The sequence below is a fragment of the Brevibacterium sanguinis genome, assembly GCF_039528855.1.
GTDB classification, from domain to species: Bacteria; Actinomycetota; Actinomycetes; order Actinomycetales; family Brevibacteriaceae; genus Brevibacterium; species Brevibacterium sanguinis.
In genome coordinates this window covers 56,645-81,279 of record NZ_BAAAMB010000002.1, presented here as the reverse complement: position 1 = coordinate 81,279, position 24,635 = coordinate 56,645, and the positions used below count along the sequence as shown (strand labels likewise).

Here is a 24,635-nt window from a genome sequence, read left to right as displayed (position 1 = left end):
GTGGGGCGCTGTGCTGTCCGTGACCGGGGTCCGGGCTCAGGGCCCTTGCCCGGCTCACATGCCCGGCCCCGGATGCGCGCGGGCCGGGCACGTGAGCCGCTGCGGGCGACCGGCGGGTCAGGTGCCCGACTGCTTGTTCCGGGTCGTGCTGATCGTCGGCTGCGCGGCCTGATCGCCGCAGAGGACGATCATGAGGTTCGTCACGAGGTCGCTGCGCTCGGCGTGCCCGAGCGAGACGATGTCACGGCGCTCGATCTGCTCGATCGCCGTCTCGACCATGCCCACCGCCCCTTCGACGATGAGCTGCCGGGCCGCGACGACGGCGGTGGCCTGCTGCCGCTGGAGCATCGCCCGGGCGATCTCCGGCGCATACGCGAGCTGGGTGATCCGGGATTCGATGATCGACACGCCGGCGGCGGCGACCCGGGCGGCCACCTCGGCGGAGAGCTTCTCCGTGATCTCATCGGCATTGTCGCGCAGGGACATCCGCTGCGGATCGGAGGAGTCGTAGGCGTAGGAGTTCGCGATGTGGCGCACCGCCGTCTCGGCCTGGATGGCGACGAACTCCTCGAAGTCGTCGACCTCGAACATCGCCTGGGCCGTGTCGCGGACCTGCCAGACGACGACCGCGCCGATCTCGATGGGATTGCCGTCGAGGTCGTTGACCTTCAGGGTCGAGGTCTCGTGATTGCGGATGCGCGTGGAGATCTGGATCTTCGAGAAGAGGGGATTGACGAAACGCAGACCCGACTGACGCACCGTGCCGACGTACTTGCCGTAGAGCTGGAGGACGACGGCATGACCGGGCGCCACCGAGGTGCAGCCCTTGAAGAGGAACAGCGAGGCGATGAAGGCGAGGACGCCGAGGACGAGGAGGATGACGCCGAGCGGGTTCTGCGCGATCATCAGGCCGAAGCCGACGAGCCCGAGGAGGATCGCCACGAGGAGGAGGACGACGGCGCCGACGATCGCGAAGTACCCCGAGACCGCGCCGGCCGGTCGTTCGCGGACCCGATCGCCCTCGACCGATTCGATGCGGGTCGGCTGATCGGCCCCCGGTCGACCGCCTGCGGGTCCGCCGTGCATCTGGGGGAGCTGCTCGCCCGGTCGTCCGGACTGCTGCGGCATCGGGGGCTGTCCCTGCTGCCAGCGCTGCTGGGGCGGAGGCGTCGGACGCTGGGGCGGGGGAGGGTTCTGTGACATGCGGCCAGTCTAGGTCACACCGGAAATCCACTATCCGAAACCCGCAGTGAGACCAATGTCACTTGCGACGGGGTCGGTGTGATGCAGATAACAGTTCTGTAACTGTCCGAATATTGGAAGGTCGATTGCTTGATCCCGGTGTCGCATTGCGGAACATTTGATCGACATGGACATACTGCTGCTTGCGTCAGACGCACCGACGTCACCCGTCGACGATGCCATCAACTCCTGGTTCACTCCGATCGCCACCTGGTTCTCCAGTGTGATCTTCGTGCCCGTCACGATCGGCGAGATCTCCTTCCCGTTCGTCGTCTTCTGGCTCATCCTCGGAGCCCTGATCTTCACCCTCTACTTCGGCTTCATCCAGTTCCGCGGCTTCAAGGTCTCCCTCGACGTCGTCCGCGGCAAGTACTCCAAGCCCACCGACCCCGGCGAGATCACCCACTTCCAGGCCCTGGCCTCCGCGCTCTCGGGCACCGTCGGACTCGGCAACATCGCCGGTGTCGGCGTCGCCGTCGCCCTCGGTGGACCGGGTGCGACATTCTGGATGATCATCGCCGGTCTGCTCGGCATGTGCACGAAGTTCGTCGAGTGCACGCTCGGCGTGAAGTACCGCGAGATCGATGAGAACGGCGTCGTCCACGGCGGACCGTTCAAGTACCTGCCGGTGGCCTTCCGCCGGTTCTCCAAGCCCGTGGCCGCGATCCTCACCGGCGTCTTCGCCGTCGCGATCCTCATCTTCGGTGTCGTCGGCGGCGGCATGTTCCAGGCCAACCAGACGTTCGCCCAGGTCCGCACCGCCACCGGCGGCGCGGACGGCTTCCTCGGCGGCGCATGGGCCGGACTGATCTTCGGCATCCTCTTCGCCCTCCTCGTCGGACTCGTCATCCTCGGCGGCATCCGCTCGATCGCGAAGGTCACCGACAAGCTCGTCCCGGCGATGGCGATCTTCTACGTCGTCTCCTGCCTCCTCGTCCTCGGCATCAACTTCCAGCAGATCCCGATGGCGATCGGCGAGATCTTCGAAGGCGCGTTCAACCCGCAGGGCATCGCCGGCGGCATCGTCGGCGTCATGATCATCGGCTTCCAGCGCTCGGCGTTCTCGAACGAGGCCGGCATCGGCTCGGCCGCCATCGCGCACTCGGCGGTCAAGACCCGCCGGCCGATCTCCGAGGGCTTCGTCGCCCTCCTCGAGCCCTTCATCGACACCGTCGTCATCTGCACCATGACCGCTCTGACGATCATCGTCGCCAACCAGCCCTCGTACCGCGAGGACCTCGGCGAAGGCGAGATCGGCGGTGTGGCCCTGGCCTCGGACGCCTTCTCCACCGTCGCCTCGTGGTACCCGGCGCTGCTCGCCGTCGCCGTCGCGCTCTTCGCGTTCTCCACCCTCATCACGTGGACGTACTACGGCGAACGGGCCTGGAGCTACCTCTTCGGCCGCGGCCGGGCGACGATCATGGCCTTCCGCGTCCTCGTCTGCGTCTTCGTCGTCATCGGCTGTGTCGCCAGCTTCAGCAAGGTCGTCGAGTTCGCCGATGCGGCGCTGTTCATGTGTGCCTTCATCAACATCCTCGGCCTCTACCTCCTCATGCCGGTCGTGAAGAAGGAGATGAAGAAGTACCTCGCCGACCGCAAGGCCGGCACCCTCACCGACCCGGACACCAAGGACGCCGTCCCGGTCGAGCAGCCCGCCTGACCCTCACCCTCCCGTGCCCCGGCCGTCCCCGCGACGGTCGGGGCACGGCCGTGTCCGCGGCGCTGTCACCGGCCCCACGGCACCCGCGGATTGTCTAGACTGTTCGCGTGACTGACGACGACACCGCCGCCTCCCGGGCCGCCGACCGCCTGCTCGAGCTGCGGGGCAGCATCGACAACATCGACGCCGCCCTCATCCACCTGCTCGCCGAGCGCTTCAAGCTCACCGAATCCGTCGGCGTGCTCAAGGCCGACCACGGCCTGCCCCCGGCCGACGAGGCCCGGGAGGCCCGGCAGGTCGCCCGCCTGCGCCGGCTCGCCGAGGACTCGCACCTCGATCCGGAGTTCGCGGAGAAGTTCCTCGCCTTCATCGTCGCCGAGGTGATCCACCATCACGAGCGGATCGCGGAGTCCCGCGAGGGCTGAGCATCCGGTCCCGTGACGAGGCGGAGGTCACCTCCGCACCGGTTTGCCGTTCGCGGCCGGGATCGACTAAACTTGAACGTCGGTGCGTCCGTCGCACCACGGCCGGTGATTCCTCTCAATGGGTCTGTCGTGCAGGGAGTCCGCTCCCTGTCGAGCCAAGGCATCAACCGCCGTTCGCAAGATTTCTTACGCAGAAAGGGTTCGACCATGGTCTACGCCATTGTCCGTGCCGGTGGCCACCAGGAAAAGGTCAGCGTCGGCGACATCATCACAGTGAATCGAATGAAGGCGCAGGCCGGGGACAGCGTCACGCTCGAACCCGTTCTCTTCGTCGACGGCGACGCGGTCACGACCGACGCCGATGCCCTCTCCAAGATCTCGGTCAGCGCCGAGGTCGTCGGTGAGCTCCGCGGTCCCAAGATCGTGATTCAGAAGTACAAGAACAAGACCGGGTACAAGAAGCGTCAGGGCCACCGCCAGGACCTCACCCGTCTGAAGATCACGAACATCAAGTAAGAGGAGGCCTCTGACATGTCAAGCAAAAAGGGAGTCAGCTCGACCCGCAACGGTCGCGACTCGAACCCGCAGTACCTCGGTGTCAAGCGCTTCGGCGGCCAGGTCGTCAAGGCCGGTGAGATCATCGTCCGCCAGCGCGGCACGAAGTTCCACCCCGGCGCGAACGTCGGCCGCGGCGGAGACGACACGCTCTTCGCTCTGACCGCCGGCGCCGTCGAGTTCGGCAAGCGCAACGGTCGCAAGATCGTCAACATCGTCGGCGTCTGACCGATACGATCTGATCTGCCCCGCTTCAGGGGTCCATGAAGGGTGAGTCTCTCGACTCACCCTTCATCTGATATAAGGACATCATGGCCACCGAGTTCATTGATCGCGTCACGGTACACCTTGCGGCCGGCGACGGCGGAAACGGCTGCTCGTCGATCCGGCGGGAGAAGTTCAAACCGCTCGGCGGCCCCGACGGGGCCAACGGCGGCCGCGGCGGTGACATCACCTTCGTCGTCGACCCGCAGACGACGACCCTGCTGCCCCTCCACCACCGCCCGCACCTCAAAGCCGACGGCGGCGGCATCGGCAAGGGCGACCTGCGCCACGGCGCCGACGGCAGGGACCTCATCGTGCCCGTGCCCGACGGCACGGTCGTCAAGACCCAGGACGGCGAGATCCTCGCCGACCTCGTCGGCGCCGGCACCGAGTTCGTCGCCGCGGCCGGCGGCCGCGGCGGGCTCGGCAACGCCGCTCTCGCCTCGACGAAGCGCAAGGCGCCCGGATTCGCCCTCCTCGGCGAACCCGGTGAGGCCTCCACGCTCGTCCTCGAGCTCAAGACGATCGCCGACGTCGCGCTCGTCGGCTATCCCTCGGCGGGCAAGTCGAGTCTCATCGCCGCACTGTCGGCGGCGAAGCCGAAGATCGCCGACTACCCGTTCACGACGCTCGTGCCCAACCTCGGCGTCGTCGAAGCCGGGGATGTCCGCTACACCGTCGCCGACGTCCCCGGGCTCATCCCCGGGGCGTCCGAGGGCAAGGGCCTCGGCCTCGAGTTCCTCCGCCACGTCGAACGGACCGCCGCCCTCGTCCACGTCATCGACATGGCGACGTGGGAGCCCGGCCGCGACCCCGTCTCCGACCTCGAGGTCATCGAATCCGAACTCGCCGCGTACTCCGTCGACCTCGGCGAGGAGGGCGGCGACCTCCCGCTGTCGGAGCGCCCGAAGCTCGTCGCCCTCAACAAGGTCGACATCCCCGACGGCCGCGAACTCGCCGACATCGTCCGCCCCGACCTCGAGGCCGCCGACTACCGGGTCTTCGAAGTCTCCGCCGTCAGCCATGCGGGGCTGCGCGAACTCTCCTTCGCGATGGCCGGCCTCGTCGCCGCCGAACGCGAACGGCGGGCCGAGCTCGAGGCCGTGCCGCAGCGCGTCGTCATCCGGCCCAAGGCCGTCGACGACAAGGGCTTCACGATCCGCAGCGAACGCGACACCGACGGTCCGGTCTTCCGGGTCCTCGGCGACAAGCCCGAACGCTGGGTCGTCCAGACCGACTTCGCCAACGACGAAGCCGTCGGCTACCTCGCCGACCGCCTCGAACGCCTCGGCGTCGAAGAGGCCCTGTTCAAGGCCGGCGCGACCCCGGGCGACACCGTCGTCATCGGCGAAGGCGACGGCGTCGTCTTCGACTGGGACCCCACGAGCGTCGGCGGTGCCGAGCTGCTCGGCTCCCGCGGCACCGACCTGCGCCTCGAGGAGGAGGCCCGCGCAAGCCGCAAGGAGCGCAAGGCCGCCTACCACGAGCGGCAGGACGCGAAGGCCGCCACCCGGGCGGAGTTCGAGAAGGAGCGGCTCGCCGAGCGCGCCGCCCGCGAGAACTCCTCCGACGAGCGATGACGGCGACGTCCGCGGCCGCCGACTCCGCGACCGTGCGGGCCGACATCGCCGGCGCCAAGCGCGTCGTCGTCAAGGTCGGCTCCTCGTCGCTGACGACCCTCGACGGCGGGCTCGACGAGTCACGGCTCGTGGCGCTCACCGACGTCATCGCCGCCCACCGGGCCGAGGGACGGGAGATCATCCTCGTCTCCTCGGGAGCGATCGCCGCGGGACTCGAACCCGTCGGCCTGCGCCGCCGGCCGCGCGACCTCGCCACCCAGCAGGCCGCCGCCGGAGTCGGACAGGGGCTCCTCATGGCCGCGTACGCGCGGGCGCTGGGCCGCTTCGACCTCGTCCCCTCCCAGGTCCTGCTCTCGGCCGACGACCTCATCCGCCGCACCCGGTACAAGAACGCGCAGCGGGCGATCGACCGGCTGCTGTCCCTGGGCACGCTGCCGATCGTCAACGAGAACGACGCCGTGGCCACCGAGGAGATCCGCTTCGGCGACAACGACCGGCTCGCCGCGCTCGTCGCCCACCTCTCCCACGCCGACGCCCTCGTCCTCCTCTCCGACGTCGACGCCCTCTACACGGGACCCCCGTCCCAGCCCGACGCCAGGCGCATCGACCATGTCGCCGGGCCCGACGACCTCGGTGCCGTGGCGATCGGCGGAGTCGGCACGGCCGGCACGGGCACCGGGGGCATGGCGACGAAGGTCGACGCCGCCCTCATGGTCACCGACTCCGGCATCCCCGCCGTGCTCACCTCCGCCGACCGGGTCGGCGACGTGCTCACCGGGGGGAGTGCGGGCACGTCGTTCGCCGTCACCCACCGCCGCCGCGGCACTCGGCTGCTGTGGCTGCGCCACCTCGCCAAGACGTTCGGTTCGGTGACGATCGACGACGGCGCCGAGGCGGCCGTGCGGTCGCGCGGCACGAGCCTGCTCGCCGCCGGCGTCGTCGGCGTCGAGGGGGACTTCGAGGCCGGGGATCCGGTCGAGATCAGGAACACCGGCGGGCAGATCGTGGCGCGGGGGATGACGAACTTCTCCGCCGCCGAGCTGCCGACGATGTTCGGCCTGACCACCGAGGAACTTGGCACCCGGCTGGGAAGTGACTACCGTAAAGAAGTCATCCATCGCAATGATCTCGTCCTCACGCATGTGAGCGAGAGGAGTTAGTCCATGCCCGCTGCTGCCGACATCCATCCCAAGATCGTGCGCGGGGTGACGCGGATCGCCAGGAACGCGAAGACGGCCGCCGCACGTCTGGCGACGACCTCGACCGCGGAGAAGAACGCCGCCCTCCAGGCGATCGCCGACGGGCTGCGGGCGAACTCCGCGCGCATCGTCAAAGCCAACGAGACCGACCTCGCCGCGGGCGCCGAGAACGGGATGAGCGAATCCCTCCTCGATCGCCTCCGCCTCGACGAGGAGCGGATCTCCGCGATCGCCTCGGCGGTCGAACAGGTCATCGACATCCCCGATCCGGTCGGCACCGTCGTCGTCGGCCGCACCCTGCCCAACGGTGTGCGCCTGACCCAGAACCGGGTGCCGATGGGCGTGATCGGCGCGATCTACGAGGCCCGCCCCAATGTCACCGTCGACATCGCGATCCTCGCGCTCAAGGCCGGCAATGCGACGATCCTGCGCGGGGGCTCGGCCGCGGAGAACACGAACGCCGAACTCGTCTCCGTCCTCCGCCGCGCCGTCGAATCCGTCCGCCTGCCCGCGGACACGATCAACACGATCGACCAGCACGGCCGCGACGGCGCCGTCGTGCTGATGAACTCGCGCGACTACGTCGACCTCCTCATCCCGCGCGGCGGGGCCGAGCTCATCAACACGGTCGTCCAGGAGTCGATCGTGCCCGTCATCGAGACGGGCATCGGCAACGTCCACATGTTCATCGACTCATCGGCGACGGTGAAGAACGCCGTCGACCTCGTCCTCAACTCGAAGACGCAGCGGCCGAGCGTCTGCAACGCACTCGAGACCCTGCTCGTCCATGAGAAGGCCGCCAAGCGGGTGCTGCCGAAGATCCTCGAACGCCTCGACCAGGCCGGGGTCGTCGTCCACGCCGACGCCGATGTCGCGGCTCTGGCGCCCGAGTCGATGAAGATCCGCCGCGTCTCGCGCCGGGACTGGGCCAAGGAGTACCTCGACCTCGAACTCGCGATCAAGCTCGTCTCCGGCATCGACGAGGCGATCGAGCACATCCGCGCCTACACCTCGGGTCACACCGAGGTGATCGTGACGAAGGACATCGACAACGCCGAGACCTTCGTCACAGCCATCGACGCCGCCGCCGTCGGCGTCAACGTCTCGACCCGCTTCACCGACGGCGGCGAGTTCGGGTTCGGCGCCGAGGTCGGCATCTCGACGCAGAAGCTCCACGCCCGCGGACCGATGGGCGTCGAGCAGCTGACGACGACGAAGTGGGTCATGCTCGGAAACGGGCAGATCCGCGACTGACTTCGCCCATGTCGCTGCGCACGCAGACGACAGGGCGTGAGAAACTGAAGTGAACAGACTCATCAAGGGACAAGGAGCACTCTCGTGAACGCAACTCTGCTGGCCGCCGCAACCGAAGGCGCGGCACACACCGAGCTGCCGATGGAGCCGATCGGCTACGGCCTCATCACCCTCGCGATCTTCATCTCGATGGCCGTCGTCGCACGGTCGTGGAAGGGCATCTCGTACCGCCACTGATATGGCAGAACGCACACGTCGGGTCGGTGTCATGGGCGGCACCTTCGACCCCATCCACCACGGACACCTGGTCGCGGCCAGTGAGGTGCAGTCGACGTTCGACCTCGACGAGGTCGTCTTCGTCCCCACCGGCCGGCCGTACCAGAAGGACGACAAGACCGTCACCGACGCCGAGCACCGGTACCTCATGACGGTCATCGCGACGGCGTCGAACCCGCGGTTCCGCGTCTCCCGCGTCGACATCGACCGCCCCGGGCCGACCTACACGATCGACACCCTGCGGGATCTGTCGAACAGCCTCGGCGAGAACACGGAGATGTTCTTCATCACCGGCGCGGACGCTTTGGCTCAGATTCTGACATGGAAGAATGTCGATGAGCTGTTCTCCTTGGCGCACTTCGTCGGGGTCAGCCGGCCGGGGCACGAACTCCGCAGCGAGGGCCTGCCCGTCGACCGGCTGAGTCTCGCGCAGATCCCGGCGCTGGCGATCTCGTCAACGGACTGCAGGCAACGGGTGATGGATGGGGCCCCGGTCTGGTACCTCGTACCGGACGGCGTGGTGCAGTACATCGCGAAACACGATCTGTACAGGAGTGGAAATGGCTGAAGAGCAGTTCACGTCTCGACGTGCCAGGCGCGAAGCCGAGCGAATGGCCGCGGAAGAGGAGTTCGAGGCCAGGTCGTCCGCTCCCCAGGGCCCCGAGGGCAGTCGCGCGGACTTCCTCACCCCGCCGAAGCGTCCGACCGAGAAGCCGACGACCGCCGAGGCGGACACCGCCTCAGGCGGCGACGCTCCGGCCGCCGCCGGTGGCGGTGCAGCCCCGGGCGCCGGTGAGGCGGCTCCGTCCGCACGACCGTCGAGCGCCCCCGCGTCCGCGCCGTCGGCGCCTCCGGCCGCGCCGCCTCAGACTTCTCCGTCCGTGCAGACGCCTGCGGCTCCGCAGGCCGCTTCAGCTCCTGCGTCTCCGGCGACACCGGCTCCCGAGTCGCCGACCCAGCCCGCCGCGGCGGAACCGGCCCCGGCCGGCGGCGGAAGCGCGGGATCGACCCCCGCTGACCTCCCGTCGTCGCGCATCGACCCGGCGCCGACGCCGAAGGTCTCCCACGAGCGCGGGGCACTGGCCTCCGATCACCTGCCGCAGGAGCGGCCGCCGGTCAACGCCGAGGATCGGCTCGACCCCCGCCGCGCACCGCTGCCGCACTTCGAATCGCGCGCCGCACGCAAGCGCTACCTGCGCGAACACGGCCTGTCGATGGACGGCGACCTCTCGACCGGGGCGATCCCGGTCATCGCCGATCCCGCCGAGGCCGACGCGGCCTCCCAGTCCGGCGACGCGGCCCCGCAGTCCGGCGGCACGGGGGGATCCTCGGCCGGGCACGAATCGTTCGACGCCGCCGGCTTCGGCGGGTCCTCGGCCGAAGTGGCCGCCCGCGACTTCGAATCACCGGTGACCGCCGACTCCGCGCCGCGACCGGCCTCCGGTCCCGACGACGCGCTCTCCCGTCCTCTCCCGGAGACGACCTCAGCCTCCGCGCCGACGACGCCGAGCGGAGACGCTGCGGCGGGGAAGGCGGCGACAGCGGACACCGCTGCGACCGCCGCGAAGACGGACGCCGCCACGACCGACGCCGCTGCTGCGAAGTCGGACGCGACCGACGCGAAGACGGACGCCGCCACGAAGACGACCCCCGCCGCGAAGTTCGATGCGGCTGGGCAGCCCACCGCCGGAACGGACTCGGACGGTCCCGAACCGGCCACCCGATCCCGACGGATGCCGATCGTCAATCCGCCGAGCACCTCGGGCGTGCGGGTCGTCACCGCCGCCTCGGCGAAGGTCTCCGAACCCGTCGCGAAGGAGTCCCCGGCCCCGAAGGACCGTGCGGCCTCGAAGGGGGACGCCGGCTCGAAGGACGGTGCCGCGTCGACGGGCAGTTCAGCGTCGACGAGCGCTGGGACGGCACCGGCCGCCTCGGTGTCGGACACCGCGTCGGATACCGCACAGGACCGTGACGCCGGCACCGAGCCGACCGCCCAGTCGGCCGACGACGCCGCCCGCGAACTCGCCGCGAACCCCGAGACCCGTCCGATGGACACCGTCCCCGAGGCATGGTCCCTGCCGAACTCCGACTACGAGGACGAAGAGACCGAGAACCCGCCGGGCACCCGCATCAAGGCGAGTGCCGTGACCGGGTACGACGGGCAGATCCTTGTTGGCGAAGAGCCATCCAAAGTACCCTTTATCGTGCTGGGCGTGGCCGCGCTCTTCGCCGTCGCCCTCATCGTCATCGCACTCGTCATGCTGCTGTGACAACCTGAACCCTGGGAAAGGACCACGTGGACACCACTGAACTGCTTCGGATCGCCGCCAAAGGCGCCGATGACAAGCTCGGCACCGACATCGTCGCCCTCGACGTCAGCTCCACCCTCTACATCACCGACGCCTTCCTCATCGTGTCCGCGGAGAACGAACGCCAGGTCGGTGCGATCGTCGACGGCGTCGAGGAAGCGCTGCTCAAGCAGGCCGGTCGCAAACCGCTGCGCCGGGAGGGACGCGGCACCGGTGACTGGGTGCTCCTCGACTACGGTGACATCGTCGTCCACGTCTTCTCCACCGAACAGCGCGAGTACTACGCGCTCGAGCGCCTGTGGAAGGACGTTCCCGTCATCGACGTGACGATCGACGACACCGAGTCCGGCGACGCTGCGACCGGCGACACTGAGTCCGACGGCGCTGCGGCCGACGGCACCGAATCTGACGACGCCGAGTCCGGCGGGCCTTCGACCGGCACCGACTCCGAGACTCGATGACGAAGACCGTCATCGTCTGGCGGCACGGGCAGACGGACTTCAACCTGCAGCGGCGCTTCCAGGGACAGTCCGACATTCCGCTCAACGCCGTCGGACTCGATCAGGCCGAGCGGGCCGCCGCCGTCCTCGCCGCCCGCAGCCCCGAGCTCATCGTCTCCTCCGACCTGCTGCGAGCAGCGGTCACCGCCGACACCCTCGCCGACCGGCTGGGGACGAGCGTCGCACGCGATCCGCGTCTGCGGGAGATGGCCTTCGGCGAGTGGGAGGGCCTGACCCGCGAGGAGATCGCGGCAGTCTGGCCCGAGGAGCTGCACAAGTGGGTCTCCGGCGGCGACCCGAAGCCGCCCGGGGGAGAGACCCGCAGCGAGTCCTCGCTGCGGGTGGCCCGCGCCATCACCGACATCGTCACGACCTCGGACGCGGAGTCGATCGCCATCGTCGCCCACGGCGCGGTGCTCCGCGGGGCCGCTGAGATCCTCCTCGACATGACCGGATCCGGCCGACTCGCTGTCCTCGCGAACTGCGGACACGGCGAATTCGGCTTCACCGGTGACACGTGGGTGCTGCGCAACTGGGGCGAAGCCCCCGACTGATCACCGTCGCTTCGCGTGGACATCCCGGATGAGGCCGACGAGAGCAGCGGCTGACTCCGACCACGCGAACCTCTGCGACTGCACCTGCCCGGCCGCGGCGGCCCGGGCCCAGGCCGCGGGCTCGGTGAGCCTCCCGACCGCCTCGGCGATCGACGCGGGATCGTCCTGGTCGAAGTACTCCGCGGCGTCCCCGGCGATCTCATGGAAGATCGGGATGTCGGAGACCGCGACGGGCACGCCCTTGGCCATCGCCTCGATGACGGGCAGCCCGAAGCCCTCGGCGCGGGAGGCCGTGACGAGCGCCGTCGCCTCCTCGAGCAGCTGCGCATACTCCTCATCGCTGACCCCGCGGTGGAAGACGACCCGCGCGCGGTCGGGGATGAGCGCCCGCAGCGCCGCCTCCCGACGCCCCTCGATCCGGCTCGCGATGTGCAGCGTCCACCCGGGCAGGTGCTCCAGGGCGCGGATGAGGGATTCGACGTTCTTGTACGGCATGAACGAGCCCATGTAGACCAGGGACTTCGCCCCCGACCGATCGACCGACCGGGGTGCGGCGGCCGCGACCTCGGCGGCGTTGGACACGACGGTCACCGGTTTCGTCGTCAGATGCTCATCGGCGATGAGGGCCTTCGTCGTCTCACTCACCGCGGCGATCGCATCGGCCCGGTTGAGCAGCAGCCGCTGCGGGGTGTAGCTGAGATGGTAGAGCCGCCACAGCAGCCGCACCGGGGCCGGCAGGTCGGCCGGCGGGAGCGGGTGGGAGTAGTAGATGAGGTCGTGGACGGTGAGGATGAGCCCGTAGCGGCGACCGGTCGACCCCATGACCTGCATCGTCGAGAACACGACATCGGCGCCGAGGTCGTTGAGCCGCTTCGCGATGCCCACCTCGGCGGGGGAGAGCGGGGAGCTGAGCTTGACCCACGGGCACTCGGGGAGGAGGGCGAGCTGGGCGTCGTCGCTGATGATCGCGGTGACCTCGATGTCCGTGCCCGCGGTCGCCTCGAGCAGGGCCTCGAGCAGGCACGACCCGTACCGGGAGATCCCATCATGATGGGTCGTTCGGGTGAAGCGCGCGTCGAAGAAGACCCTGATTCGATCGGGGGCCTGTGGACCGCGTGGGTTTTTGCTCATGGAACTCCGAGTCGATAGTCTGAACATTCGAAAGTGAGCGTTCGCCGCGACGAAGGGCCAGTGAGTGAAGGAACCAGCACCTGCGTCCGAAGCCCTGAGGCTCCGGTCATGATCCTAACGATTATCGCACTCGCCGCCCTCGTCGTCCTCACCCCGCTCCTGACCCGCCTCATGGGTCGAGCCACCGGATGGCCGCTGGCCGCCGCCTACCTCGCCGTCGCCGCCCTCTTCACTCCCACCGCCGCCGAGGTGATGGCCGGGTCGACGCCGGAGGAGACGGTCTCGTGGGTGCCGAGCCTCGGCGTCGACATCGCCCTGCGCGCCGACGGCATCGGCGTGATCTTCACGTACATCGCCCTCGTCATCGGTGCCGTCGTCTTCATCTATTCGACCGGGTACCTGCCCCGGGGACGCAACACGAGCTTCTACTGGCTCATGGTGATCTTCACGTTCTCGATGGTCGCCCTCGTGCTCAGCAACAACCTCATCGTCCTCTTCATCTGCTGGGAACTGACGTCGCTGGCGTCGTTCTTCCTCATCGCCCGCTCCGGATCGCCCGGCCAGGCGCCGTCCCTGCGCACCCTGCTCATCACCTTCATCGGCGGCCTCACGCTCCTCGTCGCGGTGGGTCTGACGATCGCGGTGACCGGCACGACGAACCTCAACGAGGCGCTGCTCTCCGGAGCGTGGGCCGCGCAGCCGGCGGCCGCCACGCTCGTCGCCGTCCTCGTCGCGATCGCCGGCATGACGAAGTCCGCGCAGTTCCCGTTCCACTCGTGGCTGCCCGACGCCATGGCCGCGGCCACCCCCGTCTCCGCGTACCTCCACGCCGCGGCCGTCGTCAAAGCCGGCGTCTTCCTCATGCTCCGGTTCTCCCCGGCCTTCCACGCCACCCCGGCCTGGAACGTCCTCCTCATCGCCTCAGGACTCATCACCGCGTGCATCGGCGGCTGGTTCGCGCTCAACCAGCACGACGTCAAGAAGCTCATGGCGTACTCGACGGTGTCCCAGCTCGGCCTCATCACCGCCGTCATCGGCGTCGGCACCGAGGCCGCGATCGCCGCGGCGGCCCTGCACATCATCGCCCACGCGCTCTTCAAGTCCGGTCTGTTCATGATGGTCGGCGTCGTCGACCACCTCGCCGGGACCCGCGAACTCACCCGCATCCCGCGCCTCATGGGCCCGGCCCCGACGGCCTTCGTCGTGATGATCCTCGGGTGCGCCTCGATGGCCGGGATCCCGCCGCTGCTCGGCTTCGTGTCGAAGGAGTCGCTGTTCACCGCCCTCGTCGAATCCGGCGGCGCCGGGTGGATGCTCTTCGTCATCGCCGTGGCCGCCTCGGTGCTCACCTTCGCCTACTGCGCGAAGACGGTGTGGGGGGCGTTCATCGACGGCAAACCGGTGACGAAGTCCGAACTCGAGCACTCCTCGCCGATTATGCTCGCCGCCGCGGCCCTGCCGATCGTCGCCTCCCTGCCGCTCAGCCTCGTCCTCTACCTCTTCGACACCCCGCTCACCGCGGTGGTCGCCGCGGCGCTCCCCGGCGAGATCGAACCCGTCCACGTGAAGTTCTGGCACGGGTTCACCCCCGAGCTCATCGCCTCGGGCCTCATCATCGCCATCGGCATCGTCGTCATCATCAACCGTTCCCGCGTCTTCGTCTTCTTCCACCGCGCCCGGCTCAGCTTCGACGGCGCCGACGTCATCGCCGGCATCGCCGACGGTCTCCAGCGCCTCGGCCGCGGCCTCGGCATCGTCGTGCGCCCGATGAACTCGACGCCCTACCTCGCGACGACGCTCGGCGGGCTCGCGCTCATCACGTTCCTCTCCGTGCCCGCGGTCTACCCGAGCCTGCCGCCGCTCCAGCCGAACCTGTGGCGGCCCGCCGACATCATCCTCCTCGTCCTCATCACCGTCGCCGTCCTCGTCGTGTGCACCTCGCATTCGCGTCTGACCACGGTCGTCGCGCTCTCGGCCATCGGCATCCTCGCCACCGTGCAGATCCTCGCCCTCGGCGCGCCCGACGTCACCCTCACCCAGCTGCTCGTCGAGGCGATGACGATCATCGTCATCATGCTCGTCCTCCAGAAGCTGCCGCGCTCGTTCTGGCGCTACTCGAAGCGCCTGCAGTCGACCCGGGCGATCTTCGCGATCCTCGTCGGCATCGCCGTCACCGTGCTCACCCTCATGCTCAACGGGCGCCGTGAGCGCTCCGACCTCGGCCTCTACTACATCGAGCAGGCCCCGGAGATCAGCGGCGGCCACAACATCGTCAACACGATCCTCGTCGAATTCCGTGCCCTTGACACCCTCGGCGAGCTCACCGTGCTCGGCATGGCCGGCATCGCGATCGTCGCGGTGATGTCGACGGTCAAGGACCGCTACATCGACCCACCGGCGGAGAACATCCCGGAACCGCCGAGGCGGGCGTGGGTGACGGTGCGCCCGAAGGGCACGAGCGCCTACCGCGGCGTCCACGAGGCGTGGCCCAACGTCATCCCGCTGCAGCTGACGATCAAGGTGCTCGGGCCGCTGCTCATCATCGCCTCGCTGATGATCTTCTGGCGCGGACACAACGAACCCGGCGGCGGCTTCATCGCGGCACTCGTCGGCTCCGCCGTCATCGGCCTCCTCTACATGTCGACGGCCAAGGACCGGGCCATCGGACCCCCGCGGGCACCGCTCTACCTCATCGGCCTCGGCATCGGCATCGCCGTGGTCACCGGCCTGCTCGGGCTGATCTTCGCCGGCTCGTTCCTCGAGCCGCTGCACACCTACATCCTCGGCCAGCGGTTCACGACGTCGATGCTCTTCGACGTCGGCGTCTACCTCGCCGTCCTCGGCCTCATCCTCCTCTCCTTCAACATCCTCGGTGTCTCCGACTCCGCGGCGACCCCGGCCGGTGACGACGTGCTCACCGACGGCATCATCCGCCGTGACGTCGAACTCACCAGGGAACGCGCCGATGAGCTCCTCTACGGTGAGCTGCGCGGTCCGCTCGAGTCGATCAGAGGCGAGCGGCCCGGCCGCGGAGAGAGGATCGTCGGCCGCGGCTCGGAGGAGAAAGCGAAGGCCTCGACGACGCACATCCTCGACGGTGATGCACCGCTCGACCGCGGTGAAGCCCCGACCACGAAGGAGGGGGATCCGCGATGATCCTTGCCCTGACGATCGGCGTGCTCACCGCCGGCGGCGTCTACCTCATGATGCAGCGGTCGATGGTCCGCGGCGTCTTCGGCCTCACCCTGGTCTCGCATGCCGCGAACTTCATTCTGCTGTCCGCCGGAGTCGGGGCCTGGCGCGTCGAGCCGCTGGCCGAACGCGGTGACCAGACGATGGCCGCCGACCCGCTGCCGCAGGCGTTCGTCCTCACCGCCATCGTCATCACCCTTGCGGTGACGATCTTCATGCTCGCCCTCGCCGTGCTCGGCCACGACGACGACCAGAAGCGGGCCCCGGAGACCGGGGAGGTCCGCGAATCGTGAACTCCTCCCTCCTGCTCCTCCTCGTCGCGATCCCGCTGCTCGCCTCGGCGCTCAGCGTGCTCATCACCTCCCGCACCTTCGACCGCATCCTCCTCTTCGTCGTGCCCTCGTTCGTCGGGGCCGCGGCGATCGGACTGCTCATCCTCCACCGCACGGAACCCGTCGTCGCCCATTCCGTCGGCGGCTACATCCCGGGGCTGGCGATCCCATTCGTCTCGGACACGTTCACCGCCCTCATGCTGCTGCTGACGTCGGTGACGTCGCTGGTCAGCTGCATCTTCCTCGTGAGCACGGGGGAGGACCAGTACCGGTTCGTGCCGGCGCTCATCCTCATGATGCTCACCGGCGTCTACGGGGCGATCCTCACCGGCGACCTCTTCAACTTCTTCGTCTTCATCGAGGTCATGATGCTGCCTGCCTACGCGCTCATCGCGGTCACGGGAACGTGGCGCCGCCTCGGCGTGGGCCGGATGTTCGTCATGGTCAACCTGCTCACCTCGACCCTGCTGCTCATCGGCGTCGGCTTCGTCTACGGTGCCCTCGGCACCGTCAACCTCGCCGTCCTCGCCTCCCTCGGCACCCCGACGGGACAGGGGGCGCTCGCGCTCGGGATCGTCCTCTTCGCGCTGCTCGTCAAGGCCGGCGGCGCTCCGTTCCACGGCTGGCTGGCCCGCAGCTACCCGAACACCTCGGCGGGGATGATGTCGCTCTTCGCCGGTCTCCACTCGAAGGTCGCCCTCTACGCGATCTACCGCATCTGCACGACCGTCTACGGTGAGCCCCCGGCCTGGGCCAACGCCATAATCGCGATCGCCGTCGTCAGCATCATCGTCGGCTCCCTCTCCGGCTTCGGGCAGAACCGGGTGCGCAACGTGCTCGCGTTCCAGATGACCTCCGGTGTCGGCCACATCCTCCTCGGCGTCGCCCTGCTCACCGCCCAGGCGCTGGCCGCCGGTGCCTTCTACATGGTCCACCACATGATCACGATGGCCGGTCTCCTCCTCGTCATGGGCGCGATCGAGCAGACGTACGGCACGGGGTCGTTCAAGAAGCTCTCCGGTCTGGCCAGTCGCGAGAAGTGGGCGGCAGTGCTCATGGTCCTCGGACTCTTCTCCCTCATCGGCCTGCCCCCGACCTCGGGCATGTGGGGGAAGATCGGCCTGATCTCCGCGGCCACTGCCGTCGAGGACGCCGCCGGCTGGTGGCTCGTCTCGGCGATCGTCATCGGCTCGCTCATCTCCATGCTCGCCCTGCAGAACACGTGGCGCAACACGTTCTGGGGCGCCCCGATGCAGTCGTACCGCCCCGATTCCGCGGAGACCGGACGCGCCGCCTCGGTGGCGATCACCGATGACGTGCGCATCCCCGGTCGACTGCTCGTGCCGGCGACGATCATGATCGCGCTGTCCGTGGCGATCTTCGTCTGGCCCGAACCCCTGCTCGAGATCACCGGGCGGGCCGCAACGGGACTGCTCGACCACACCGAATACATCGAGGCGGTGATCGGACGATGATGCGCATCATCCACGGCATCTCCTACGTCCTCTACATCCTCTGGGCGATCATCACGGGATCGGCGACGGTCGTCGGCCACCTCTTCCGCGTCGGGAGGCCCTACGCCCACCCGATGATCGTCGAGGTGCCCCTGCGCTGCCGCACCGACCTCGAGGTCACCCTCTTCGCCTCGTCGATCACGATCACCCCGGGCACGCTCGTCACCGCGATCGCCGCGGGCACCGCGACGACCCCGCCGGTCTTCTTCGTCCACTGCCTCTTCGAGGACTCCGAGGAGGACGCGCTGGCCGGTCTCTACGACATGGAATCGCGCCTGCTCGCGATGACCCGCGGCCGGGCGCCGCAGTCCTCGGCCTCGGATGTCGCCGAGGTGGAGGCCGCCTGGGTCGATCCCGGCCCCCACAACCCGTCCGCCGAAGAGGAGAGGAGACGGCGATGACCGTCATCGTCGCCATCTGTGCGATCATTCTCGCCGCCGCGATCGTCGTCGGCCTCATCCGCGTGCTCACCGCCCGCGATCTGGGGTCCCGCGCGGTCGTCAGCGATCTCATCTACTTCTGTGCGATCGGGATACTGACGATGATCGCGATCAGCGTGTCCTCCTCGATCGTCCTCGACGTCATCTTCCTCGCCTCGATGGTCGGCATCCTCGCGACGATCGCCCTGTCCCGGATCCTCACGAGGGGGCACCGCTGATGTCGGACACCGTCGCCACCGTTCTCGTCGGAATCTTCGGCATCACCGGCTCCCTGCTCATGCTCGCCTCGGCGCTGGCGATGTTCCGGGTCAAGGACGCGCTCTCCCGGATCAACGTGTTCTCCCCGGCCACCGGCCTGGGCATGCCGCTCATCGTCATCGCCGCCTACATCCACACGCTCCACACCGAGGGCTTCAGGGTGATGACGCTGTTCATCGCGCTCATCGCCATCCTCTGTCTCATCATCGTCTCCTCGGTCGCGAGCAACACGCTGTCGCGGGCGAGCGTGCTGTCGGGGCAGCCGATCTACCGCAAGACCTCGCCGAACCGTCTGGCCCAGCCGCCGGAGGGCATCGAGGATCCGGCTCCGTGAGCCGGCGCTTGAGATTTCGCGGCGCTCTGAGGATTAAGTAAGGCTTTCCTTATGCTAGGCTGAGCGAGCCGTGCCCCGCGGCGCTCCCCAGGACCAGAAAGCCGCCTATGTTCCAGACATTCCTCATCGGCCTGCGCGAAGGCCTCGAGGCCGCTCTCATCGTGAGCATCCTCATCGGCTACCTCGGCAAGATCGGCCGGACCCGTGAGGTCAGGGCGATGTGGTGGGGGATCGCCGCGGCGATCCTCGTGTCCCTCGGCTTCGGGGCGCTGCTCACCTTCGGTCCCTCGACGCTGACGTTCGAGGCCCAGGAGTTCATCGGCGGGACCCTCTCGATCATCGCCGTCGGCTTCGTCACGTGGATGATCTTCTGGATGGCCAGGACGGCGAAGAGCCTCGGCGGTGAGCTGCGGGCCGCGGCGGACAAGGCCCTCGACGGTCCCGTCATCGGGCTCGTCATCCTCGGCGCCTTCTCCGTCGGCCGGGAAGGGCTCGAGACCGCGCTCTTCCTCTGGGCCGCCACCCGCGCGAACGCCACCGGCACCGCCTCGGCGCTCGGCCTCACGGCGGCCGCGATCGCCGGCATCGCCATCGCCGTTGTCCTCGCGTGGCTCATCGCCAAGGGCCTGCTCAGACTCAACCTCTCGGCGTTCTTCCGCTATTCGGGGGCGTTCCTCATCCTCATCGCCGCCGGCGTCCTCGCCTACGGGTTCCACGACCTCCAGGAGGCCGGAGTCGTCCCCGGTCTCCATGCCCTCGCCTTCGACGTCTCCGCCGCCGTTCCGCCGACGAGCTGGTACGGGGTCCTGCTCAAGGGCATCTTCAACTTCTCACCGGCGACGACGTGGGTCGAGTTCACCGTGTGGTGGCTCTACGTCATTGTCGTCGGCGCGCTCTTCATCCGCAGCCTCCGCGCCTCCCCGACTCCGGCAGCGCGACCGGCCGCCCGCGGCGTCGCCGCCGCCTGAACCCCCGCTGCCACCGGCGGCCCACCCTGACTCCACCTCTGCCGATTCCCCGGCGACCGCCTCGGCGGACCTCCCTCCGCCTCTGTGCAGGACAACGATCAAAGGACCGATATGACCACTCTCTGGCCCCGTCTCGCCATCGGCCTCGCCGTCGGCGGTGCGCTCGTGCTCACCGGCTGCGAACCCAATGACCCAGGCGACGGCACGATCGCGGTGACGAGCACCGACGACTCGTGCGACGTCGCCGCGCAGGAGGCCCCGGCGGGCACCCTGAAGTTCTCCGTGACGAACGACGGTTCGAAGGTCACGGAGTTCTACCTCCTCGGCGAGGACGGACTGCGCATCATCGGCGAGGTCGAGAACATCGCGCCGGGACTCGAGCGCACCCTCACGGTCACCGCCCCGGAGGGCAAGTACTTCACGGCATGCAAACCGGGCATGGTCGGTGACGGGCTGCGCGGGGACTTCACAGTGACGAAGGGCACCGGGGGGCAGAGCGTGAGCGCCGAGGATTCGCAGCTCGCCGAGCAGGCGACGACGCAGTACGCGGCGTACGTGAAGGATCAGACGGAGCAGCTGCTCACCGGCACCGAGGAGTTCGCGAAGGCGTACAAGGACGGCGACGACGACAAGGCGCGGACCCTCTACGCCCAGGTGCGCACGAACTGGGAGCGCATCGAGCCCGTCGCCGAATCCTTCGGCGACCTCGACCCCAAGCTCGACCTGCGTGAGGCCGACCTCGAGGAGGGACAGGAGTGGACCGGCTGGCACCTCATCGAGAAGGACCTGTGGCCGCCGAAGGACGGGTACACGGCGCTGAGCGAGGGTGACCGGACGAAGTACGCCGACCTCCTCGTCTCCGACACGCAGGTCCTCTACGACCGGACCCGGGACATGAGCTTCACCCCCGACCAGCTCTCCAACGGGGCCAAGGAGCTCCTCGACGAGGTGGCCACCGGCAAGGTCACCGGTGAGGAGGAGACCTGGTCGCACACCGACCTGTGGGACTTCCAGGCCAACGTCGACGGCGCCCGGGTCGCGTACGAGAATCTCCAGCCGCTGCTGGCCACCCGCGACAAGGAGCTCGATGAGACGCTCAAGACGCGCTTCGCCGACCTCCAGGCCCTCCTCGACGAGCACCGGAAGGGCGACGGGTTCGTCCTCTACACCGAGCTGAGCGAGGACGAGGTCAAGGCCCTGTCCGATTCCGTCAACGCGCTCTCCGAACCGCTCTCCCAGCTCACTGACAAAGTGGTGGGCTGATGGCGGACCGGCCGGGTGTGTCGCGGAGGGCGATGTTCGGCATCGGGGCGGGTGCCGTCGCGGCCGGTGCTGCGGCCGGGTACTTCGCCCATGATCCGCTCGCCGAGGCGGTCGGGGCCGATTCCGATGTCGTCGACTTCTACGGCACGCACCAGGCCGGGATCGTCACCGAGGCCCAGGACCGCATGTGCTTCGCCGCGATCAACGTCCTCACCGACGACCGTGAGGAGCTCATCGAGCTCCTCAAGACGTGGACGGCCGCGGCGGCCAATCTCAGTCAGGGGCTGCCCGTCGTCGAGGGCGGCGTCGCCGACGGCTCTCGGTACGCTCCGCCCGAGGACACGGGGGAGGCGCAGGGGCTGAGCGCCGGCCACCTCACGGTGACGATCGGGTTCGGCCGCAGCCTCTTCACCGATGCCGAGGGGAAGGATCGCTTCGGCATCGGGAAGAAGCTGCCAGTCGGGCTCATCGACCTGCCGCATTTTCCCGGTGATCAGCTCGACGAGGCGCGCGTCGGCGGGGACCTGTGCATCCAAGCGTGTGCCGACGATCCGCAGGTCGCCGTCCACGCGGTGCGCAACCTCATCCGGATGGGCTTCGGCATCGTCTCGACGAAGTGGATGCAGCTGGGCTTCGGGCGTACGGCGTCGACGTCTCCGGTCCAGGAGACCCCGCGCAACCTCTTCGGCTTCAAGGACGGCACGGCGAACATCCGCTCCGACGAGGACACCGCGCTCAACGAGAACGTGTGGGTCCGGGACGGCTCATGGCTCGACGGCGGCAGCTTCCTCGTCGCTCGGCGCATCCGCATGCACATCGAGACGTGGGATCGGGAGAGCCTCGACGGGCAGGAGCGGATCTTCGGCCGCACGAAGATGACCGGCGCGCCGCTGTCCGGCGGCGAGGAGTTCACGACCCCTGATTTCGCGATGGCCGGGGCCGGCAGTCAGCCGATCATCCCGGTGACCTCACACGTCCATCTCGCGCATCCGAAGCAGAACGGCGGCGTGCGGCTCCTGCGCCGCGGATACAACTACGCCGATGGCGCGGATGCGCGCGGCAACCTCGACGCGGGTCTGTTCTTCATCGCCTTCGTCGCCGATCCCGCCCGTCACTATGTGCCGATGCAGAACCGGCTCGCATCCCAGGACGCGCTGAGCGAATACCTGCTCCACACGGGGTCGGGGCTCTTCGCGATCCCGCCGGGCGTGAGCAGGGGCGGTTGGATCGGGCAGACGCTCTTCGGGTGAGCGCGCTCAGTCGCGGCCGGTCGTGCGCATCGTGATGTTGATCCTGCCGCCGCCGAGGTCGCTCAGCCGCGCCGAGTCCGGGGCGGTGTCCGGGTGGATCTTCGTCACCCCGTGGTAGGCGAACCGGGCGGGACCGCCGAAGACGAAGGCGTCGCCTGAGGCGAGCCGGATGTCCTCGTACGGCCGGTTCCGCGTCTCGGTGTTGCCGAATCGGAAGGTGCACGTGTCGCCGAGGGAGAGGGAGACGACCGAGGCCGGATCGTGTTCGTCCTTGTCCTGGTGCATTCCCATCTTCGCCGCCTCGTCGTAGTAGTTGATGAGGGCGACGTCGGGGGAGTAGTGCGCGGGGTCGAACCCCCAGGCGTCAGCCGCCCCGGTGGGGTGGTCGGGGTCGGCATCGACCGCCTCGGCGGCGGCGGTGAGGATCTGGCGCCCGAGCCGTGTCATCCAGTCGGGGAACGGCGGGACGCGCTCCCGGTTGACGTCGACGGCTTCGCGGTCGTAGCGGCCAGGCCGCCAATGCCACCCGAGTCCGATCGTCGTCACGCTCATCGGGTGCCCCATGATCGTCGTCGAGTGCGGTGGGACAGGGCCGGTCCGCCACTGGGCGTACTGGCGGACGATCCACGCCTGCCCGGCATCGTCGAGGAAGCCGGGCAGCCACACGGCCCCGGGCGCGATGACCCGGGGGCCGCGGTCGAAGGCGTCGTCGGCGAAGAGGGCGGGCATGGACGCCTCAGAGGTCGGCGAGCGGAACCGATTCGTCGGCGAGGCGGGAGGCGTCGACCTGCGTGCCGACGATCGTGCGCAGGTCGTCGTTGACATCCCAGACGTTGACGTTCATCGCAGCGGTGACGGTGCCGTCCTTGGTCCAGAACGCGATGAATTCGCCGGAGTCCTTGTCCCCGCGGATGACGACGTCGTCGTCTCCCGAGCCGTGGCCGACGTACTCCATGCCGAGGTCGAACTGGTCGGTGTAGAAGTACGGTTCCCAGTCGTAGACCTTGCTGCCGCCGGTGAGTGTGGAGGCGGCGACATCGGCCTGGCGCACCGCGTTGTCCCAGTGTTCGACGCGGATCCGGGAGTCGAGTCGGGTGTTGAAGGCGTTGGCGATGTCGCCGATGGCGAGCACGCTCGGTACGCTCGAGCGCATCTTCTCGTCGACGGGAACGCCGTTGTCGATGTCGAGGCCGGCCGCCTCGGCGAGTTCGATCGTCGGGTCCGCGCCGATGCCGACGACGACGAGATCAGCGGGCAGGTCGCCCTTCGTCGTCTGGACGGTATCGACGGAGTCCTCGCCCGCGAAGCCCGTGGTGTCGGCGTCGGCGAGGAACTTCACGCCGTTCTTCGACTGCAGATCCTCGAAGTACTGTCCCAGCTCGTCGCCGAGGACGTTCTTCAGCGGGGGAGCGTCGCGAAGGACGACGGTGACATCGGAGCCGTGGGTGCGGGCGGCAGCGGCAACCTCGAGGCCGATCCAGCCGCCGCCGATGATGACGACCTTTCTGCCCTCGCCGAACTGCGAGCGGATGGCCACGGCGTCACCGGCGGTGCGCAGGGTGTGCACGTTGGCGAGCACCTGACCGGGAACCTCGAGGGTGCGCGGGGTCGAACCGGTCGAGAGGATCGCCTGAGCGTAGGTGAGCTCCTCGCCGGAGGCCAGGGTCACCGTGTTGGCGGAGGTGTCGAGCTTCGTCACGGTGTCGCCGAAGAACGTCGTGACGTCATGGGCCGGATACCACTCCGCGCCGCGCAGTGCGGAGTCCGCGGGGTCGGTGTCCTCGAGCATGACCTTCTTCGACAGATCAGGACGGTAGTACGGCGGAAGGGGATCGGTGCCCACCAGGGCGATGGTGCCGGCGAAGCCGTCATTGCGCAGGGCCTCAACCACCTGACCTCCGCCGATTCCCGCACCGATGACGACGATTCCGAATTCCTGGGCCATGCTCGCTCCTTGCTGTATCGGGGTCCTTGTCACAGACTCTACTGTCGGAATCCCGAGTCAACCACTCCCGGTTTTGTGCTTCCTGGGTGCTCGGGTCTAGAGTAGTGCGGTGTCAGGGGCTATAGCTCAGTTGGTAGAGCGCTTCGTTCGCAATGAAGAGGTCAGGGGTTCAATTCCCCTTAGCTCCACC

25 protein-coding genes and 1 tRNA gene are annotated in these 24,635 nt (G+C 68.6%); 22 read left to right on the top strand and 4 right to left on the bottom strand.

Going from position 1 to position 24,635, the window contains the following annotated elements; genetic code table 11:
- Positions 1 to 117 precede the first annotated feature (117 nt).
- Positions 118 to 1,203, bottom strand: a complete 1,086-nt coding sequence (locus tag ABD154_RS01755) for an SPFH domain-containing protein (protein ID WP_232623576.1) — start codon at positions 1,201 to 1,203, stop codon at positions 118 to 120.
- A gap of 166 nt (positions 1,204 to 1,369) precedes the next feature.
- Here ABD154_RS01755 and ABD154_RS01750 point away from each other — a divergent pair, with 166 nt between their 5' ends.
- The 12 genes from ABD154_RS01750 to ABD154_RS01695 all read left to right on the top strand — a co-directional run bounded on the left by ABD154_RS01750 (position 1,370) and on the right by ABD154_RS01695 (position 11,818).
- Positions 1,370 to 2,902 (top strand): alanine/glycine:cation symporter family protein, encoded by a 1,533-nt coding sequence (locus ABD154_RS01750; RefSeq protein ID WP_198498634.1) that lies wholly within the window; start codon positions 1,370 to 1,372, stop codon positions 2,900 to 2,902.
- Between the two features lie 107 nt (positions 2,903 to 3,009).
- Complete coding sequence (locus ABD154_RS01745) at positions 3,010 to 3,327, top strand: chorismate mutase (protein WP_198498635.1); 318 nt, start codon at positions 3,010 to 3,012, stop codon at positions 3,325 to 3,327.
- A 207-nt stretch (positions 3,328 to 3,534) separates the two neighbouring features.
- Complete coding sequence (gene rplU, locus ABD154_RS01740; protein WP_137825320.1) at positions 3,535 to 3,843, top strand: 50S ribosomal protein L21; 309 nt, start codon at positions 3,535 to 3,537, stop codon at positions 3,841 to 3,843.
- A 15-nt stretch (positions 3,844 to 3,858) separates the two neighbouring features.
- Positions 3,859 to 4,110, top strand: coding sequence for a 50S ribosomal protein L27 (gene rpmA, locus ABD154_RS01735; protein WP_137825319.1), 252 nt, complete (start codon positions 3,859 to 3,861; stop codon positions 4,108 to 4,110).
- Between the two features lie 83 nt (positions 4,111 to 4,193).
- The gene (gene obgE / locus ABD154_RS01730) at positions 4,194 to 5,726 is read left to right on the top strand and encodes a GTPase ObgE (protein ID WP_344249702.1); all 1,533 of its coding nucleotides are present in this window, start codon (positions 4,194 to 4,196) and stop codon (positions 5,724 to 5,726) included.
- A complete protein-coding gene (gene proB, locus ABD154_RS01725; RefSeq protein ID WP_198498637.1) occupies positions 5,723 to 6,886 on the top strand; it encodes a glutamate 5-kinase in 1,164 nt (387 codons plus the stop codon). The genes obgE and proB overlap by 4 nt, the downstream gene beginning before the upstream one ends.
- Positions 6,887 to 6,889: 3 nt before the next feature.
- Positions 6,890 to 8,179, top strand: a complete 1,290-nt coding sequence (locus ABD154_RS01720) for a glutamate-5-semialdehyde dehydrogenase (protein ID WP_198498638.1) — start codon at positions 6,890 to 6,892, stop codon at positions 8,177 to 8,179.
- Positions 8,180 to 8,263: 84 nt separating this feature from the next.
- Positions 8,264 to 8,416, top strand: a complete 153-nt coding sequence (locus ABD154_RS01715; protein WP_171007026.1) for a hypothetical protein — start codon at positions 8,264 to 8,266, stop codon at positions 8,414 to 8,416.
- 1 nt (position 8,417) lies between these two features.
- Positions 8,418 to 9,023: a nicotinate-nucleotide adenylyltransferase gene (gene nadD, locus ABD154_RS01710; protein WP_137825315.1), complete on the top strand. Its 606-nt coding sequence runs from the start codon at positions 8,418 to 8,420 to the stop codon at positions 9,021 to 9,023.
- Positions 9,016 to 10,725 (top strand): hypothetical protein, encoded by a 1,710-nt coding sequence (locus ABD154_RS01705; protein ID WP_198498639.1) that lies wholly within the window; start codon positions 9,016 to 9,018, stop codon positions 10,723 to 10,725. Before nadD ends, ABD154_RS01705 begins: the two co-directional genes overlap by 8 nt.
- A gap of 26 nt (positions 10,726 to 10,751) precedes the next feature.
- The gene (gene rsfS, locus ABD154_RS01700) at positions 10,752 to 11,225 is read left to right on the top strand and encodes a ribosome silencing factor (RefSeq protein ID WP_198498640.1); all 474 of its coding nucleotides are present in this window, start codon (positions 10,752 to 10,754) and stop codon (positions 11,223 to 11,225) included.
- Positions 11,222 to 11,818 carry a histidine phosphatase family protein gene (locus ABD154_RS01695; RefSeq protein ID WP_198498641.1) on the top strand — a complete coding sequence of 199 codons (597 nt, stop codon included), beginning with the start codon at positions 11,222 to 11,224 and terminating at the stop codon, positions 11,816 to 11,818. Before rsfS ends, ABD154_RS01695 begins: the two co-directional genes overlap by 4 nt.
- Here the strand turns inward: ABD154_RS01695 and ABD154_RS01690 are convergent, their stop codons facing one another.
- Complete coding sequence (locus ABD154_RS01690; protein ID WP_232623577.1) at positions 11,819 to 12,949, bottom strand: glycosyltransferase family 4 protein; 1,131 nt, start codon at positions 12,947 to 12,949, stop codon at positions 11,819 to 11,821.
- 108 nt (positions 12,950 to 13,057) lie between these two features.
- On the opposite strand from ABD154_RS01690, the gene ABD154_RS01685 reads away from it, so the two are divergent.
- The 9 genes from ABD154_RS01685 to efeB all read left to right on the top strand — a co-directional run bounded on the left by ABD154_RS01685 (position 13,058) and on the right by efeB (position 22,500).
- Complete coding sequence (locus tag ABD154_RS01685; protein WP_198498642.1) at positions 13,058 to 16,105, top strand: DUF4040 family protein; 3,048 nt, start codon at positions 13,058 to 13,060, stop codon at positions 16,103 to 16,105.
- Positions 16,102 to 16,434: a sodium:proton antiporter gene (locus ABD154_RS01680; protein ID WP_198498643.1), complete on the top strand. Its 333-nt coding sequence runs from the start codon at positions 16,102 to 16,104 to the stop codon at positions 16,432 to 16,434. The genes ABD154_RS01685 and ABD154_RS01680 overlap by 4 nt, the downstream gene beginning before the upstream one ends.
- The gene (locus ABD154_RS01675) at positions 16,431 to 17,948 is read left to right on the top strand and encodes a monovalent cation/H+ antiporter subunit D family protein (RefSeq protein ID WP_344249692.1); all 1,518 of its coding nucleotides are present in this window, start codon (positions 16,431 to 16,433) and stop codon (positions 17,946 to 17,948) included. The genes ABD154_RS01680 and ABD154_RS01675 overlap by 4 nt, the downstream gene beginning before the upstream one ends.
- The gene (locus tag ABD154_RS01670; RefSeq protein WP_232623578.1) at positions 17,945 to 18,388 is read left to right on the top strand and encodes a Na+/H+ antiporter subunit E; all 444 of its coding nucleotides are present in this window, start codon (positions 17,945 to 17,947) and stop codon (positions 18,386 to 18,388) included. Before ABD154_RS01675 ends, ABD154_RS01670 begins: the two co-directional genes overlap by 4 nt.
- Positions 18,385 to 18,645: a monovalent cation/H+ antiporter complex subunit F gene (locus ABD154_RS01665; RefSeq protein ID WP_198498645.1), complete on the top strand. Its 261-nt coding sequence runs from the start codon at positions 18,385 to 18,387 to the stop codon at positions 18,643 to 18,645. Before ABD154_RS01670 ends, ABD154_RS01665 begins: the two co-directional genes overlap by 4 nt.
- Positions 18,645 to 19,019 (top strand): cation:proton antiporter, encoded by a 375-nt coding sequence (locus ABD154_RS01660; protein WP_198498646.1) that lies wholly within the window; start codon positions 18,645 to 18,647, stop codon positions 19,017 to 19,019. Before ABD154_RS01665 ends, ABD154_RS01660 begins: the two co-directional genes overlap by 1 nt.
- Positions 19,020 to 19,126: 107 nt before the next feature.
- The gene (gene efeU / locus ABD154_RS01655; RefSeq protein WP_198498647.1) at positions 19,127 to 19,987 is read left to right on the top strand and encodes an iron uptake transporter permease EfeU; all 861 of its coding nucleotides are present in this window, start codon (positions 19,127 to 19,129) and stop codon (positions 19,985 to 19,987) included.
- Positions 19,988 to 20,098: 111 nt separating this feature from the next.
- The gene (gene efeO / locus ABD154_RS01650; protein WP_198498648.1) at positions 20,099 to 21,250 is read left to right on the top strand and encodes an iron uptake system protein EfeO; all 1,152 of its coding nucleotides are present in this window, start codon (positions 20,099 to 20,101) and stop codon (positions 21,248 to 21,250) included.
- Positions 21,250 to 22,500 carry an iron uptake transporter deferrochelatase/peroxidase subunit gene (efeB, locus tag ABD154_RS01645; RefSeq protein ID WP_198498649.1) on the top strand — a complete coding sequence of 417 codons (1,251 nt, stop codon included), beginning with the start codon at positions 21,250 to 21,252 and terminating at the stop codon, positions 22,498 to 22,500. The genes efeO and efeB overlap by 1 nt, the downstream gene beginning before the upstream one ends.
- A gap of 6 nt (positions 22,501 to 22,506) precedes the next feature.
- Here the strand turns inward: efeB and ABD154_RS01640 are convergent, their stop codons facing one another.
- Positions 22,507 to 23,229: an alpha-ketoglutarate-dependent dioxygenase AlkB gene (locus ABD154_RS01640; RefSeq protein ID WP_198498650.1), complete on the bottom strand. Its 723-nt coding sequence runs from the start codon at positions 23,227 to 23,229 to the stop codon at positions 22,507 to 22,509.
- 7 nt (positions 23,230 to 23,236) lie between these two features.
- Positions 23,237 to 24,445: an NAD(P)/FAD-dependent oxidoreductase gene (locus tag ABD154_RS01635; protein WP_344249685.1), complete on the bottom strand. Its 1,209-nt coding sequence runs from the start codon at positions 24,443 to 24,445 to the stop codon at positions 23,237 to 23,239.
- Positions 24,446 to 24,560: 115 nt separating this feature from the next.
- Here ABD154_RS01635 and ABD154_RS01630 point away from each other — a divergent pair.
- Positions 24,561 to 24,633: transfer RNA gene (locus ABD154_RS01630), tRNA-Ala, on the top strand.
- The last annotated feature ends 2 nt before the right edge of the window (positions 24,634 to 24,635 follow it).